The sequence below is a fragment of the Streptomyces phyllanthi genome (assembly GCF_009377205.1).
Classification (GTDB): Bacteria; Actinomycetota; Actinomycetes; order Streptomycetales; family Streptomycetaceae; genus Streptomyces; species Streptomyces phyllanthi.
The window spans coordinates 1-14,714 of the sequence record NZ_VJZE01000215.1 but is presented as its reverse complement, the minus strand read 5'-3'; the positions used below and the strand labels follow the sequence as shown (position 1 = coordinate 14,714).

Genomic DNA, 14,714 nt, shown 5'->3' with positions numbered 1-14,714 from the left:
CCACGAGATCCATCTCAGGAGCCAACCGGGCCAACACCCCGGTCGCTTCGAACGGATCAAGACTCAGCAACCGCACCGTCGCGGTGGCGGGCCCACTCACGCACTCGTACACGGAGCAGTACGCCGCGTCCTCCGCCCCCAGCCCCGCTGCCCGCGCCACCAGCCCGAGCACCACGGGCTGATGCGCGCCCTTCGGGAACTCCCGTGCGAGCGCGTCGAGTTCGGCGGAGGGCCACGTGGCCCGGGCCGCCCGCATCAACTGCCGCCCCAGCTTCCGCGCGGCACCCCGCAGCGCGGCGGACGGCGTCCGCGCATCCGCGGCGCCGTTCAGCTCCACGGGATCCACCCCGAGCGCGGCCGCCGCGGCCAGCCCCGCCGACACCAGCCCGGCCGTGTGCAGCCGGCCCCGGCAGAACTCCTCCAGCCCCGCGGCCCCCGAGGCACCAGTGATCCGCCCTGCCTTGACGGCCGCCTCGGCCCCGCCGGAGTGCGCGTGCCCTCCGGCGGGAAAGCGGCCGTCGGCCAGGACGAGCAGCGCGGCCCGTGACATCGCCAACCACCTCTGGTCTCAGAACAGGAAGTACCGCTGGGCCATGGGCAGTTCGGCGGCCGGTGCCGCCTCCACCAGCTCCCCGTCGATGTGCACGGCGAAGCTGTCGGGATCGACCCGCACCTCGGGCCGCGCGTCGTTCTCCCGCATGTCGGCCTTGGTCACCCCCCGCGTCGACTCGATCGCGACGAACCGCTTCCCGAGCGAGAGCCGCTCCGGCAGCCCGTCCTCGATGGCGAGCGGGGCCACGAAGTTGAACGAGTTGGAGGCGGGTGCCCGCCCGATCGCGCCGTACATCGGGCGCGGAAGGATCGGCTGCGGCGTCGGGATCGAGGCGTTCGCGTCACCCATCTGCGCGTACGCGATCTGCCCGCCCTTGATGACGAGATGCGGCTTGACCCCGAAGAACGCCGGCTCCCACAGCACCAGATCGGCGAGCTTGCCGGACTCGACGGAACCGACCTCGCGGGCGAGCCCCTGCGCGAGCGCGGGGTTGATCGTGTACTTGGCGACATATCGACGAACACGCCGGTTGTCCGCGCGCCCGTCACCGGGCAGCGCACCCCGCCGCCCCTTCATCACGTGCGCGGTCTGCCAGGTCCGCAGGATGACCTCACCGACACGTCCCATGGCCTGGGAGTCGGACGAGATGATCGAGATCGCGCCCAGGTCGTGGAGTATGTCCTCGGCCCCGATCGTGGACGGCCGGATCCGGGACTCGGCGAAGGCCAGGTCCTCGGGCACCGCCGGGTTGAGGTGGTGGCACACCATCAGCATGTCGAGATGTTCCTCGGCTGTGTTGACGGTGTACGGCCGGGTCGGGTTGGTGGAGCTCGGGAGGACGTACGGCTCGGAGACCACGGTCATGATGTCGGGCGCGTGCCCGCCGCCGGCGCCCTCGGTGTGGTAGGCGTGGATGCCGCGCCCTCCGATGGCGGCGAGGGTGTCGCCCACGAACCCGGCCTCGTTCAGTGTGTCCGTGTGGATGGCGACCTGGATGCCGGTCTGGTCGGCGACGGTCAGGGACGCGTCGATGACGGCCGGGGTCGACCCCCAGTCCTCGTGGAGCTTGAGCCCCAGCGCACCGCCGCGTATCTGCGACAGCATCGCCTCGCGGGAGACGGTGTTGCCCTTTCCGAGGAAACCGATGTTGAGCGGGTACTGCTCCATCGCCTCCAGCATCCGCGCGAGGTGCCAGGGGCCGGGCGTGACCGTGGTGGCCTTGGACCCCTCGGCCGGACCGGTGCCGCCGCCCACCAGCGTCGTGATGCCCGCCGAGAGCGCCTCGTCGGCGATCTGCGGGCAGATGAAGTGGACGTGCGCGTCGATGGCACCGGCGGTCAGGATGCGGCCGTTGCCCGCGATGACCTCCGTCTCCGGGCCGATGACCAGGTCCGGGTGGACACCGTCCATGGTGTCCGGGTTGCCGGCCTTGCCGATACCGGTGATCCGGCCGTCGCGGATACCGACGTCGGCCTTGACGATGCCCCAGTGGTCGACGATGACGACACCCGTGATGACCGTGTCCGGGGTGCCGTCTGCGCGCGTAGCACGCGCCTGGCCCATGGATTCGCGGATGACCTTGCCGCCGCCGAACACCGCCTCGTCACCGGCGAGGCCCGGGCCGCCGCTGCGGTCCTCCTCGATCTCGATCAGCAGATCGGTGTCGGCCAGCCGGATACGGTCACCGGTCGTGGGTCCGAACAGGTCGGCGTACGCCGCACGCGAGATCTCAGGCATCGAGGGCACCTCCGGTCTCACCGCGCAGTCCGGGCACGATGCGGGCGCCGGTGAGCGGGACGAGTTCGACGTCGACGGGGATCCCCGGTTCGAAGCGCACGGCGGTGCCGGCGGCGACGTTCAGCCGCTTGCCGCGCGCTGCGGCGCGGTCGAACTCCAGTCCGGGATTGGCTTCGGCGAAGTGGTAGTGGGAGCCGACCTGGACGGGGCGGTCGGCGGCGTTGAGGACGGTGAGCCGGGTGATCTCGCGGCCCGCGTTGTAGACGATCGGACCTTCGTCGAACAGGATCTCTCCGGGAATCATGGCGGCCTCCTCCCCCGTCAGACGATCGGGTCGTGGACGGTGACGAGCTTGGTGCCGTCCGGGAACGTCGCCTCGACCTGGACGTCGTGGATCATCTCGGGGATGCCCTCCATGACGTCGTCCCGGGTGAGCAGCTTGCGCCCGGAGGCCATGAGTTCGGCCACGGTACGGCCGTCACGTGCGCCTTCGAGGATGTGCGACGTGATGAGCGCGACCGCTTCGGGGTGGTTGAGCTTGAGTCCGCGGGCCCGGCGCTTCTCGGCCACGTCGGCCGCCACGTGGATCAGCAGCCTCTCCTGCTCGTGCGGGGTCAGTTGCACGGCGTTCCACCTCACAGTCCTCGCTCCGGACCGTGCGGGGTCCGGATGCCGCGACCACCGGGAAAAGTCGCTGGTGGCGTGGGCGCAGGCTAGTTGGGTGGCGTTTCAGCGACGTTAACCGCCACGTGATCCACTCATCTCCGCACGACCGTGCCCCCATGGTCATGAGCGCCCTTGAACGTGCCGCGACCGCTGCCGGCCGGGACGGCCTCCGGAGCCGGGGTCACCTTGCCCGGGCCGCACGGAAGGGCGCGTTCGGTACACCGGCCGAAGCGGGCGTAGGGGTCGGCACACCGGCCGGAGCGGTACGTACGGGTCGGCCCACCGGCCGGGGTGGTACGTACGGGTCGGCATGCCGCCGCAAGCGTGTTCGATGCCACCGTCGCGGGACACGCCGCGCCGACAGCCCCTGCTGCCGCCGAGCGCCGACCGCCGACCAGACGCGGGCCTCCGACCCCGGGCGCGCTCCTCCGGCCTTCCGACTACGAGGCGCGGCCCCCCGCCCCTCCGCTATGAGGCGCCGGTCCCCCGGTGCTCCGCCGCGATGCCGAACCGCTGGCGCTCACGCGGGGCCGACGCGACGTCGCGGACGCTGGAGACGGAGCTGATCATCTGCTCCTCCGCCTCGGCCGCCTTCTCCAGCTGCTCCAGGTCGGCGGCGGAGACCAGGGCGACGAGGGGCTTCCCGTGCCGCGTCACGACGACGCGCTCGCCGCCGTACACGACGCGGTTGATCAGGTCGGCGAGCTCAGCCCTGGCTTGCGTCACCGGAATCTCGTAGGCCATGACGTCCAGCTTAGACCGGGGCACGGAAAGCCCTCCGTGAGCGGAAGATCCCGTTCGGCACTGGGGCACTCGGGGAGGACCGCACCCTGACCCGGGCCTCACCGCCTCACCGGCACGCCGCACCCCCGTGGAGCATCGCGCTCCACGGGGGTTTCGCTGTCGGCGAGCGGCCTTCAGCCAGGCTCTGTACGTCCTGTACATTTTTTACAGGAGCTACCGCGAGGAGACGCCAGCCATGAACCGACCGTCCGCCCGCTACGTCCTGCCCGAGTTCACCGAACGCACGAGTACGGGCCATCACACGATGGACCCGTACTCGAAGTTGCTGGAGGAGCGCATCGTGTTCCTCGGGACACCGGTCGACGACAGGTCCGCGAACGACGTGATGGCGCAGTTCATGCACCTGGAGTACACGGCCCCCGACCGGGACATCTCGCTCTACATCAACTCGCCGGGCGGCTCGTTCAGTGCGATGACGGCCATCTACGACACGATCCAGTACGTCACCTGTGACGTGGAGACCGTCTGCCTGGGCCAGGCGGCCTCGGCCGCCGCGGTGCTGCTGGCCGCCGGCACCCCGGGCAAGCGGGCCGCGCTGCCGGGCGCCCGCATGCTGATCCACCAGCCCTCACTGGCCGAGCCGGTGGAGGGGCAGGCGAGCGACCTGGCCATCCACGCCGAGGAGTTGATGCGCAACCGCAGGACGCTGGAGGAGATGCTCGCCCGACACAGCGGCCAGAGCCAGGAGCGGGTGCGCGCCGACATCGAACGGGACAAGATCCTTGATGCCGAGGAGGCCGTGGAGTACGGCCTGGTGGACCGGATCATCCCGAGCCGCAAGACCTCGCGCTCCCTGCCCGGCGCGCGGTGAGCCGCCGATGCTCCCCGAACTGCCGCCGCTGCCCGCGCTGACGCGCGCCGAGGCGGAGCTGATCGACCGTTACCTGGACGTGGTCGACCTGCTCGGCCGGATCAACCCGGCCCGTCCCGGCGACACCTACCGCGGACTGCGGGCCGCACAGGCCCTGGTCGGCAAGGCGACGGCCCTGCGCGACGCGCTCGAACTGATGCACAGGCGGGGTGAGAACGAGGTGCACGCCCCCACCCTCGCCCGGGCCCTCAGGGTCCTCGACGGAGAGCGCCGCGCGGCCCGCGTCGCGCTCCCTCCCGCACCCGAGAGCTGACACACCCACTGAGCCCGGGCCGGGTGGATGAACTGACGATACGTTCGGCTCGGGCTCAAACGGACCAGACGACGGTCCCGCGAACGGCCCAGCGGGGCATCCGCCAAAAAGCGCAGGGAAGTTCCGCAACGCGCTTGTCGGAGCGGCGGAATTTATCGTTCCGCCGCTGGTCCGACGCTCCTCACCCCTCTCGACTCCCGACCCCGAACGGGGTTTCCGCCCGAACGGGTGGCGGGTGAGTAACCCCACAAATCTCCGATTCCGTTCGGCGTTTCCGACATTCGTGCGTCAAGATCCGTACCTGACGACAAGACCCCGCCACCGCGGCGGGGCGATCCGGGCGGACGCCGAGTCCTGCCGCCGCCCGGATGACCGGTCGACAGGAGTGGATCGGCAGGAGTGGAGGACCCAAGCACGACGGGTCGCCGGAGCGTCAGTTCCGAGCAGCCCTTGGGGTGAAGCCGCGGCAACGCGGCCGGGCAACTTCGCCAGCCCGAATCCGACAGGTCATCCTTCACAGGCGGCTGACGAAGGGTTGCGCATGACTGCGCTCAATCGTGTCCCGTCGCTCATGGCCCGGGCCGGTACGGCCTCGGCCCTGACCATCGCCGCCGTGGGCGGCAGCATCGTGGTCCCCGGTGTCGCGTCCGACGCCGCGGCGGCCTCACCCGCGACGAAGGCGCTCAAGGTCGCGGCCTCCAAGAAGGGCTCGCCCTACAAGTGGGGCGCTGTTGGCCCCAAGAGGTTCGACTGCTCGGGGCTCACGCTGTACTCGTACAAGAAGGCGGGCAAGAAGCTGCCCCGTACGGCCGCACAGCAGTACAACAAGACGAAGCACATCTCCGCCAAGAGCCGCAAGCTCGGAGACCTCGTCTTCTTCCACTCGGGCTCGAACGTCTACCACGTGGGCATCTACGCCGGGAAGGGCAAGATCTGGCACTCCCCGAAGACCGGGGAGGTCGTGAAGCTCCAGAAGATCTGGACGAAGAGCGTCTGGTACGGCCGGGTCCGCTGACCCGGCCGAGGGGCGACGGCGGTGCACGCCGCCGTCGCCCCTCGGGCCCGTCCCGCCCTGGGCATGCCTGGTCGGCCACCATCGTGGGGCGTGACATGGGGCAAAACGGTTACTCATTCCCTTATGGCCGACCATCAGAGTGCGCACTGGGGACGAAACGAAACGCCGCTCGAGAGAGCCGACCGCAATTTCGTCGAACTCCTGCAGGAACTGCGCGTCACCCAGACCGGGGTGCAGATCCTCTTCGCCTTCCTGCTGACGCTGGCGTTCACCCCGCGCTTCCCGTCCCTCGACACGGTCCAGCGCGCCACGTACGTCACCACGCTGCTGCTGGCGGTCCTCTCGGCCGCGCTCTTCACCGCCCCGGCCGCCCTGCACCGCTCGCTGTTCCAGCAGGGCGCCAAGCCCCTCATCGTCCAGGTCTCCTCCCGGCTCGCCAGCGTCGGCCTGGTCGTCCTCACGCTGGCGTTCACCGGGTCCGTGCTCCTCGTGGTGGACGTGGCGCTGGACCGGACCGCCGGTATCGCCGCCGGAGCGGGAACCCTGGTCGTATGCGTGGCCCTGTGGTGGGTGCTGCCGCGCCTCGTACGGCGTTCGGGACTCGACCGGGGCGCCGGGCCCCAGGCTCCAGGAACGGCACCTCCCCGGGAACCGGATGCGAGTGGTTGACGCCCGTCCGGGGCCCCGGCCGGGCGCTCGCGGTTCCTCCGGGCCCACCGCTCGCTCAGTCGACGGCAGCGCCGAACCACTGTGGCAGCCGTCCGAGCAGCTCCTGCTGGTCCTCACCGGCCCACGCCACGTGGCCGTCCGGCCGCAGCAGTACCGCGGGCACGTCCAGTTCCTCGCTGACGTCGATGACGTGGTCGACCCGGTCCGCCCAGCCCTCCACCGAGAGCCGGCCGGTCTGGTCGAGGAGCAGCCCGCGGCCGCCGTGCATCAGCTCGTAGAGGCGCCCCTGCTTCAGCTCCACGTCCCGCATCCGGCGGCCGAGCAGCTCGTGGCCCTCGCCGAAGTCGTAGCGGACGTCGACCGCTGTGATCATTCCGGTCACGTACCGGTTCACCTCCTCGAAGTCCATCAGCTTCGAGAACAGCTCCCGCAGCGCGGTCGCACCCGGATCGGTCCCCAGCAGCGTGATCTGCGCGCGGGTGTTGTCCAGTACACGGGCACCCACCGGGTGCCGCTCGGCGTGGTAGCTGTCCAGCAGCCCCTCCGGCGCCCAGCCGCCCACCGCGGCGGCCAGCTTCCAGCCCAGGTTGAACGCGTCCTGGATGCCGAGGTTGAGGCCCTGCCCGCCGGTCGGCGGGTGGATGTGCGCCGCGTCGCCGGCCAGGAGCACCCGGCCGACCCGGTAGCGCTCGGCCTGCCGGGTGGCGTCGCCGAACCGGGAGAGCCAGCGCGGCGAGTGCACGCCGAAGTCGGTGCCCGCGACGGCCCGCAGCTGCTGCTTGAACTCCTCCAGGGTGGTCGGGGCCGTGCGGTCCTCGGTCACCCCTTCGGCGGGCACGCCCACGCGGTACACCCCGTCCCCGAGGGGGATGGCGCCGAACCGCAGTTGGGTCCTGCGGACTTCCTCGACCACGGCCGCGACCGTCGCCGGATCCTCGGTCAGCTCCATCTCACCCAGCAGCGTCTCGACCTTGGACGGCTCACCGGGGAAGCCGACACCGATCAGCTTGCGCACCAGGCTGCGGCCGCCGTCGCAGCCGACGAGGTAGCGCGAGCGCAGGTGCGTGCCGTCCGCCAGCTCGACGGTCACCCCGGCCCCGTCCGCGGCCTGGCTCAACCCCACCACTTCGCAGCCGCGCCGGATGTCGGCGCCGAGTTCGAGGGCACGCTCGTTGAGCAGCCGCTCGGTGACCGGCTGCGGGACGGCGAGGCCGTACGGGTGAGCCGTGTCCAGCCGGTCCGGCCACGGCTTGACGATGCCGCCGAAAAGGCCGCCGACCTGGAACTTCTCACTGATCGCGAGGAACCGGTCCAGCAAGCCGCGCTGGTCCGTCATCTCGACGCTGCGCGCGTGCAGTCCCTGTCCGCGGGACTGCCCGGTCGGCTCGGTCAGCTTCTCCAGCACGACCGTGTGCACACCGTGCAGCCGTAACTCACTGGCCAGCATCAGCCCGGTCGGTCCGCCGCCGACCACGATCACGTCAATCAACACAACCCTCATCTCCGCAGGTCCTGGCTTCGGCCAGTGATTCTGCGGCACGACCGGGGCCTTGCCGCAAGGCCCCCTGTGCGCTATAAGTTGAGAGTGGCAAGGAGTGGTTACCTCCTTGCCTTTGCTTTTTGCCGTCCGCTCAGGACCCTTGCTGTCCCGTGGACGTGACCGGCTGGGCGGAGGGCGTCCAGGGGAGTTCGATGGCCACCGTCTTGCCGCCCTCCCTCGTGGGTCTGACGCTGAGTCTCCCGCCGTGCTCGGCGGTCAGCCAGCGGATGATGACCATGCCGCGGCCGTTGTCCTGCTGGACGGCGGCGGGCAGACGCTTCGGGAAGCGCGGGTGGCTGTCGGTGACGCCGATCCGCAGGTGCTCGTCACGCTCGAGCGCGACGTCCACGGTGAACGTAGGCGACTGCCCGAGGGTGTGCTGGACGGCATTGGTGGCGAGTTCGGACACGATCAGCCGTACGGTGTCCGCGACTTCGGCGTCGCTCGGCAGGCCCCATTCGGCCAGCACGTTGGCGACGTAGGTGCGAGCCGCGGAGACCGAGGCCGGATCGCTCGGCAGAGTGACGGATGCTTCCTGATGGTCTGCCATGGCGACGTAGTCCCTTTCCCACGGGACCGGGGTCCGACACGGAGCCGGATGGATTCGAGTACGGTCCCGGACTGGTGCTTCGCGCCAGATTGCCACCACCAGGGGCGGCCGTGGTGCCGATCCACCAAGATATGCATATATCTGTCGCTCGAAGCGGTGAACTCTCCGACGACCGACCGTATTTGGGGAGCCTTACCGTCCATCCTCTACCGTCGCCCCGACACCGCGGCCGGGCGGAAGGAGATGACCTTGGAGCACGGTCCTGCGGTGCGCCGGCGCAAGCTCGGCACCGAACTGCGCGTCCTGCGCACCCGTGCCGGGCTCACCAGTACCGAGGCGGCGCGTCTCGTCGGGTGGCACCAGTCGAAGGTGAGCCGGATCGAGACGGGTTCCAGCGGAGTGAAACCGGCCGATGTGCGCCTTCTGCTCGACACGTACGACGTCCGGGATCCCGAGTTACGGGAGCTGCTGCTGGCGTTGGCGGGCGGCGGGGACGGGAGCGGACGGCAGAACTGGTGGCACGCCTACCGCGGGGTACTGCCGCCGACCTACCGCGACTTCATCAGCCTGGAGTCGCAGGCCAGCGGCATGCGCACGCTGGAGACCTCGGTGGTGCCGGGACTGCTGCAGACACCGGAGTACGCCCGCGCGGTGACGCGGGCCGCGTGCGAGGGACTGGCGGACGACAAGCTGGACGCTCTGGTGGAGGTGCGCCTCGCCCGGCAGGACGTACTGCGCGGGGACCCGCCGCTGGAGTTGAACGCGGTCCTGGACGAGGCCGTGCTGCGGCGCGCTGTAGGCGGACCCGAGGTCATGGCGAGGCAGCTGGAGCGGCTGTGCGAGGCGGCCGTCCTTCCCCAAGTGCGGCTCCGGGTCATGCCGTTCACCGCCGGGGCCCACATCGGAGTGACGGGGCCTTTCGTAATCTTCTCATTTTCGAACACATCTGATCTGGATGTGGTTGTTCTCGACCATTTGACGAGTAGCCTCTACCTCGAACGGAAAGAAGACCTCCAGGCCTATGTCGAGGCCTTCAACGCCCTTCAGATCCACGCCCTTTCGCCCGAGGAATCGTTGGATTACATCGCCGGGATCGCTGCCGGCGCGTAAGGAGGCACCCCCATGTCCGTCCCGCCTCGGAACATCCCCACCAGTACTGCGCTCCAGGGCGTGCGCTGGCTGCGCAGCAGCCACAGCACCGGAATGAACAACTGCGTCGAGACGGCCCGTCCGGGCCTTGGCCCCCGGGCCGGGCTGGTCGCCGTGCGCGACTCGAAGAACCCGGCGGGGCCCGCCCTGCTGTTCGCCCCCGAGACATGGGAAGGGTTCGTCACCGCGCTTCGGTGACGAACACGACCATGTCCCCGATCACGCCTGCGTGATCACTTCCGCATCACTCCTGCCGGATCGCGACGCACGGCCGTGTCACGCCGACTCACGGTCGCGTCTCGCCGATCACCCTGACGGCTCGGTCGAGTTGCCCGCCGGTGAGGTCCGCGCGGGCGGTCAGCCGCAGCCGTGAGATGCCGTCGGGCACGGACGGCGGACGGAAGCAGCCGACGGCGAGTCCCGCCGTACGGCAGTCCGCCGCCCACCGCACGGCCCGCTCGGGCGAGGGCGCACGCACGGAGACCACGGCGGCGTCGGGCCGCACCGCTTCCAGGCCCGACGCCGTCAGTCGCGCGTGCAGCTCCGCCGCCACCTCGCGCGCCCGCGCGGCGCGCTCCGGCTCCCGGCGCAGCAGCCGCAGCGCCGCGAGGGCCGCACCGGTCGCGGCCGGGGCCAGACCGGTGTCGAAGATGAAGGTGCGGGCGGCGTTGACCAGATGGTCGATCACCCGGGCCGGTCCGAGGACGGCCCCGCCCTGGCTGCCCAGCGACTTGGAGAGCGTGACGGTCACGACGATGTCCTCGGGGTACTCGGGGTACTCGGCGTGCGGTGCGCCCGCGAGCCCCGCCGCGTACGGGGCGCCCCGGCCGCCGTCGCCCAGGACTCCGAGGCCGTGCGCGTCGTCGACGACCAGCCCGGCCCCGAACTCCCGGCAGACCTGGGCCAGTTCGCTCAGCGGAGCCGCGTCGCCGTCCACCGAGAAGACCGTGTCGGACACCACCACGGCCGGACCGCCACCGGTCTCAAGTGCCTTGCGGACGGCCTCGGGGTCGGCGTGCCCGACCACCTGGGTCGTGCCCCGGGCCAGCCGGCAGCCGTCGATCAGGGACGCGTGGTTGCCCGCGTCCGAGACGATCAGCGAGCCGTGCGGCGCCAGCGCGGTGATCGCTGCGAGGTTGGCCGCGTAGCCGGAGGAGAAGACCAGGGCCGCCTCGAAGCCGCAGAAGGCGGCCAGCTCGCGTTCGAGTTCGTCGTGCAACTCGGTCGTGCCGGTGACGAGCCGGGAGCCGGTGGCCCCGCCGCCCCACCGCCGCGCGGCCTCGGCGGCGCCCTCGGTGACCTCCGGATGGCGGGCGAGGCCGAGGTAGTCGTTGCTCGCGAGGTCGAGGAGCGGTGAGTCGGCGGGGCGTGGGCGCAGGGTTCGTACGAGGCCGGCCCGGCCGCGCGCCCGCGCCTGCTCGTCGATCCAGCCGAACGCCATGAGTCCTCCGGGCCGTTGGGGTGGTGACGCGCCGGGGATCCGGTACCGGCGGCGCGACGTTTGTAGGCAGTGCACAGACCCTAGCGGCCGGGCCAGGCGCCCAGGATGTGGCAATACCCACACGTCGAACCGTCTCTGTTGTGCGATCTCTCCTTGGCCCGGAGCGCCCGCGTAGGCCAGGATCGGCTCTCATGGACCTGCTGACGACGCTGGTGGACAAGGGGCTTCGGCGCGAGCTGCCGACCCGTGAGGAAGCGCTGGCCGTACTGGCCACCTCCGACGACGACCTGCTGGACGTGGTGGCCGCGGCCGGCAGGGTGCGCCGGCAGTGGTTCGGCCGCCGGGTGAAACTCAACTACCTGGTGAACCTCAAGTCCGGGCTGTGTCCCGAGGACTGCTCCTACTGCTCCCAGCGGCTCGGCTCCACCGCCGGCATCCTCAAGTACACCTGGCTCAAGCCGGACGAGGCGTCGAAGGCGGCGGCCGCCGGACTGTCGGGTGGCGCCAAGCGGGTCTGTCTGGTGGCCAGCGGCCGGGGCCCGACGGACCGGGACGTGGACCGGGTCTCCGACACCATCAAGGCGATCAAGGAGCAGAACGAGGGCGTCGAGGTGTGCGCCTGCCTCGGCCTGCTCTCCGACGGCCAGGCCGATCGGCTGCGTGAGGCCGGCGCGGACGCCTACAACCACAACCTCAACACGTCCGAGGCGACGTACGGGGACATCACCACCACCCACACCTACGCCGACCGTGTCGACACCGTGCAGAAGGCGCACGCGGCCGGGCTGTCCGCCTGCTCCGGTCTGATCGCGGGCATGGGCGAGAGCGACGAGGACCTGGTGGACGTGGTCTTCTCGCTGCGCGAGCTGGACCCGGACTCGGTGCCGGTCAACTTCCTCATCCCGTTCGAGGGCACCCCGCTGGCCAAGGAGTGGAACCTCACCCCGCAGCGCTGTCTGCGCATCCTGGCGATGGTCCGGTTCGTCTGCCCGGACGTGGAGGTCCGTATCGCGGGCGGACGCGAGGTCCATCTCCGTACGATGCAGCCGCTCGCCCTGCATCTGGCCAACTCGATCTTCCTCGGCGACTACCTCACCAGCGAGGGCCAGGCCGGCAGGGCCGATCTGGAGATGATCGCGGACGCCGGGTTCGAGGTGGAGGGCACCGGCCAGGTGACGCTACCGGAGCACCGGACGGCCGGCGGCGGATGCGGGTCGCACGAGGGCGGGAGTGGCTGCGGGTCGCACGAGGGCGGGAGCAGCTGCGGGTCGCACGGGAGCGACGGTGGCCGCGGGTCGCACGGGGTGTGCGGTTCCGCTCCCGCGGCCACGGCCCAGGACGCCCGTACGGATCTCGTCGCCGTACGCCGCAGGGGTGCCGGAACGGATCTCGCGCCCAATGCCTGACCTGCCCGTCCCTGAACTGCTGGAGCTCGACCGGCGGCACGTCTGGCATCCGTACGGACCGATGCCCGGGCAGCGGGAACCGCTCGTCGTGGAGTCGGCGAGCGGGGTGCGGCTGCGGCTCGCCGACAGCTCGGGTGAGCTGGTCGACGGGATGTCGTCCTGGTGGTCGGCGATCCACGGCTACAACCACCCGGTGCTCAACGAGGCGGCGCGCGAGCAGCTGGCCCGGATGAGCCATGTGATGTTCGGCGGGCTCACACACGAGCCCGCCGTCCGGCTGGCGAAGCGCCTTGTCGACATGTCTCCCGAGGGTCTGGAGCATGTCTTCCTCGCCGACTCCGGCTCGGTGTCCGTCGAGGTGGCGGTCAAGATGTGTCTGCAGTACTGGCGCTCGCTCGGCCGACCGGCCAAGCAGCGCCTGCTGACCTGGCGCGGCGGCTACCACGGGGACACCTGGCAGCCGATGTCCGTGTGCGATCCCGAGGGCGGGATGCACGAGCTGTGGCAGGGCATGCTGCCCCGTCAGGTGTTCGCGGATCCGCCTCCGGCCGCGTACGAGGAGTCGTACGCCGAGCACGTGCGCGAGATGGTGGGGCGGCACGCGGACGAGCTGGCCGCGGTCGTCGTGGAGCCGGTGGTGCAGGGCGCGGGTGGGATGCGCTTCCACTCCCCCGCGTATCTGCGGGTGCTGCGCGAGGCGTGCGACGCGCACGGCGTGCTGCTCGTGTTCGACGAGATCGCGACCGGCTTCGGGCGCACGGGGGCGCTGTTCGCGGCGGAACACGCGGGTGTGACGCCGGATGTGATGTGTGTGGGCAAGGCGCTGACCGGCGGCTACATGACGATGGCGGCGACGCTGTGCACGGCGCGGGTGGCGGACGGGATCTCGCGGGGCGAGGTGCCGGTGCTCGCGCACGGGCCCACCTTCATGGGCAACCCGCTGGCCGCGTCGGTGGCCTGCGCCTCGATCGACCTGCTGCTCGGGCAGGACTGGCAGACCGAGGTGAAGCGGATCGAGACGGGGCTCCGCGAGGGGCTCGCCCCGGCGGCGGAGGTCGAGGGCGTCCGGGACGTACGGGTCCTCGGTGCCATCGGCGTCGTCCAGCTCGACCACCCGGTGGACATGGAGGCGGCGACCCGGGCGGCCGTGCGGGAGGGCGTGTGGCTGCGGCCGTTCCGCGACCTCGTGTACACGATGCCGCCGTACGTCACGGGCGACGAGGACGTGGCGCGCATCGCGCGGGCGGTGTGCGCGGCCGCGCGGGAGGGATGACATGGCGGTCCTGGTGATCACCGGTACGGGCACGGAGGTCGGCAAGACGGTCACCACGGCCGCCGTCGCCGCGGTGGCCATCGCGGCCGGGCGTTCCGTGGCGGTTCTCAAGCCGGCGCAGACGGGTGTACGGCCGGACGAGCGCGGCGACGCGGACGAGGTGGCCCGTCTCGCCGGTGCCGTGACGGCGTGCGAACTCGCCCGCTATCCCGAGCCGTTGGCCCCTGCGACGGCCGCCCGGCGGTCCGGTCTTCCGCCGGTCCGGCCCGAGGAGGTCGCTCAGGCCGCGGCCAAGCTCGCCGCGGACCACGACCTCGTCCTGGTCGAGGGTGCGGGCGGCCTGCTCGTACGGTTCGACGAGACGGGCGGCACCCTGGCGGACGCGGCCCGGCTGCTGGACGCGCCCGTGCTGGTGGTCGCCTCGGCCGGGCTCGGCACGCTGAACACGACCGAGCTGACGTCACGTGAACTGCGACGCCGCGGGCTGGGCCTGACGGGTGTGGTGATCGGCAGCTGGCCGGGCGAGCCGGATCTGGCGTCCCGCTGCAATCTCGCGGACCTTCCGGTGGCGGCGGGGGCGCCGTTGCTGGGGGCGGTACCGGCCGGGGCCGGGATGCACGAGCCCGCCGGCTTCCGTGCGGAAGCGGCGAGTTGGCTGGCGCCTGCCCTCGGCGGGGTATGGGACGGCGAGACCTTCACTGCGAGGGAAGCGGCGGAGGCCCACGGCCTCGGCCCCTCCTTCCAGCCGAGGCCGGGCACCACGAGCTGAGGCCGGACACCACCGGCC

At 71.2% G+C, this 14,714-nt stretch carries 17 protein-coding genes and 1 riboswitch; of the genes, 9 read left to right on the top strand and 8 right to left on the bottom strand.

Annotated features, from left to right (window positions below; translation table 11 throughout):
• From FNH04_RS26375 to FNH04_RS26355, 5 genes are all read right to left on the bottom strand, one after another.
• Positions 1–550, bottom strand: a 550-nt coding sequence (locus tag FNH04_RS26375) for an urease accessory protein UreF (RefSeq protein ID WP_152788290.1), incomplete at its 3' end; no start/stop codon positions are given.
• Between the two features lie 18 nt (positions 551–568).
• Positions 569–2,290 (bottom strand): urease subunit alpha, encoded by a 1,722-nt coding sequence (locus FNH04_RS26370; protein ID WP_152788289.1) that lies wholly within the window; start codon positions 2,288–2,290, stop codon positions 569–571.
• Positions 2,283–2,594, bottom strand: coding sequence for an urease subunit beta (locus FNH04_RS26365; RefSeq protein WP_152788288.1), 312 nt, complete (start codon positions 2,592–2,594; stop codon positions 2,283–2,285). Before FNH04_RS26365 ends, FNH04_RS26370 begins: the two co-directional genes overlap by 8 nt.
• Positions 2,595–2,611: 17 nt before the next feature.
• The gene (locus tag FNH04_RS26360) at positions 2,612–2,914 is read right to left on the bottom strand and encodes an urease subunit gamma (RefSeq protein ID WP_010355509.1); all 303 of its coding nucleotides are present in this window, start codon (positions 2,912–2,914) and stop codon (positions 2,612–2,614) included.
• Between the two features lie 510 nt (positions 2,915–3,424).
• Positions 3,425–3,700, bottom strand: a complete 276-nt coding sequence (locus FNH04_RS26355) for a type II toxin-antitoxin system Phd/YefM family antitoxin (protein WP_152788287.1) — start codon at positions 3,698–3,700, stop codon at positions 3,425–3,427.
• Positions 3,701–3,935: 235 nt separating this feature from the next.
• Here FNH04_RS26355 and FNH04_RS26350 point away from each other — a divergent pair, with 235 nt between their 5' ends.
• From FNH04_RS26350 to FNH04_RS26335, 4 genes are all read left to right on the top strand, one after another.
• The gene (locus FNH04_RS26350) at positions 3,936–4,571 is read left to right on the top strand and encodes an ATP-dependent Clp protease proteolytic subunit (RefSeq protein ID WP_152788286.1); all 636 of its coding nucleotides are present in this window, start codon (positions 3,936–3,938) and stop codon (positions 4,569–4,571) included.
• Between the two features lie 7 nt (positions 4,572–4,578).
• Positions 4,579–4,884, top strand: coding sequence for a hypothetical protein (locus tag FNH04_RS26345; RefSeq protein ID WP_152788285.1), 306 nt, complete (start codon positions 4,579–4,581; stop codon positions 4,882–4,884).
• A 348-nt stretch (positions 4,885–5,232) separates the two neighbouring features.
• Positions 5,233–5,422: riboswitch (cyclic di-AMP (ydaO/yuaA leader) on the top strand.
• Between the two features lie 3 nt (positions 5,423–5,425).
• On the top strand, positions 5,426–5,899 hold the full coding sequence (locus tag FNH04_RS26340; protein WP_152788284.1) for a C40 family peptidase: 474 nt from the start codon (positions 5,426–5,428) through the stop codon (positions 5,897–5,899).
• A 123-nt stretch (positions 5,900–6,022) separates the two neighbouring features.
• Positions 6,023–6,568, top strand: coding sequence for a DUF6328 family protein (locus tag FNH04_RS26335; protein ID WP_152788283.1), 546 nt, complete (start codon positions 6,023–6,025; stop codon positions 6,566–6,568).
• 55 nt (positions 6,569–6,623) lie between these two features.
• Here FNH04_RS26335 and rox read toward each other — a convergent pair whose 3' ends face one another.
• Positions 6,624–8,057: a rifampin monooxygenase gene (gene rox, locus FNH04_RS26330; RefSeq protein WP_152788291.1), complete on the bottom strand. Its 1,434-nt coding sequence runs from the start codon at positions 8,055–8,057 to the stop codon at positions 6,624–6,626.
• A gap of 142 nt (positions 8,058–8,199) precedes the next feature.
• Positions 8,200–8,658: an ATP-binding protein gene (locus FNH04_RS26325; protein WP_152788282.1), complete on the bottom strand. Its 459-nt coding sequence runs from the start codon at positions 8,656–8,658 to the stop codon at positions 8,200–8,202.
• Positions 8,659–8,907: 249 nt separating this feature from the next.
• Between FNH04_RS26325 and FNH04_RS26320 the strand changes: the two genes are divergently transcribed.
• Positions 8,908–9,768 carry a helix-turn-helix domain-containing protein gene (locus tag FNH04_RS26320; RefSeq protein ID WP_152788281.1) on the top strand — a complete coding sequence of 287 codons (861 nt, stop codon included), beginning with the start codon at positions 8,908–8,910 and terminating at the stop codon, positions 9,766–9,768.
• A gap of 12 nt (positions 9,769–9,780) precedes the next feature.
• Positions 9,781–10,005 (top strand): DUF397 domain-containing protein, encoded by a 225-nt coding sequence (locus FNH04_RS26315; protein WP_152788280.1) that lies wholly within the window; start codon positions 9,781–9,783, stop codon positions 10,003–10,005.
• Between the two features lie 88 nt (positions 10,006–10,093).
• Here the strand turns inward: FNH04_RS26315 and FNH04_RS26310 are convergent, their stop codons facing one another.
• Complete coding sequence (locus FNH04_RS26310) at positions 10,094–11,248, bottom strand: 8-amino-7-oxononanoate synthase (protein ID WP_152788279.1); 1,155 nt, start codon at positions 11,246–11,248, stop codon at positions 10,094–10,096.
• 191 nt (positions 11,249–11,439) lie between these two features.
• On the opposite strand from FNH04_RS26310, the gene bioB reads away from it, so the two are divergent.
• The 3 genes from bioB to bioD are packed head-to-tail and all read left to right on the top strand — an operon-like array spanning position 11,440 to position 14,696.
• On the top strand, positions 11,440–12,654 hold the full coding sequence (gene bioB / locus FNH04_RS26305; RefSeq protein WP_152788278.1) for a biotin synthase BioB: 1,215 nt from the start codon (positions 11,440–11,442) through the stop codon (positions 12,652–12,654).
• On the top strand, positions 12,647–13,927 hold the full coding sequence (locus FNH04_RS26300) for an adenosylmethionine--8-amino-7-oxononanoate transaminase (protein ID WP_152788277.1): 1,281 nt from the start codon (positions 12,647–12,649) through the stop codon (positions 13,925–13,927). Before bioB ends, FNH04_RS26300 begins: the two co-directional genes overlap by 8 nt.
• A gap of 1 nt (position 13,928) precedes the next feature.
• A complete protein-coding gene (gene bioD / locus FNH04_RS26295) occupies positions 13,929–14,696 on the top strand; it encodes a dethiobiotin synthase (RefSeq protein ID WP_152788276.1) in 768 nt (255 codons plus the stop codon).
• The last annotated feature ends 18 nt before the right edge of the window (positions 14,697–14,714 follow it).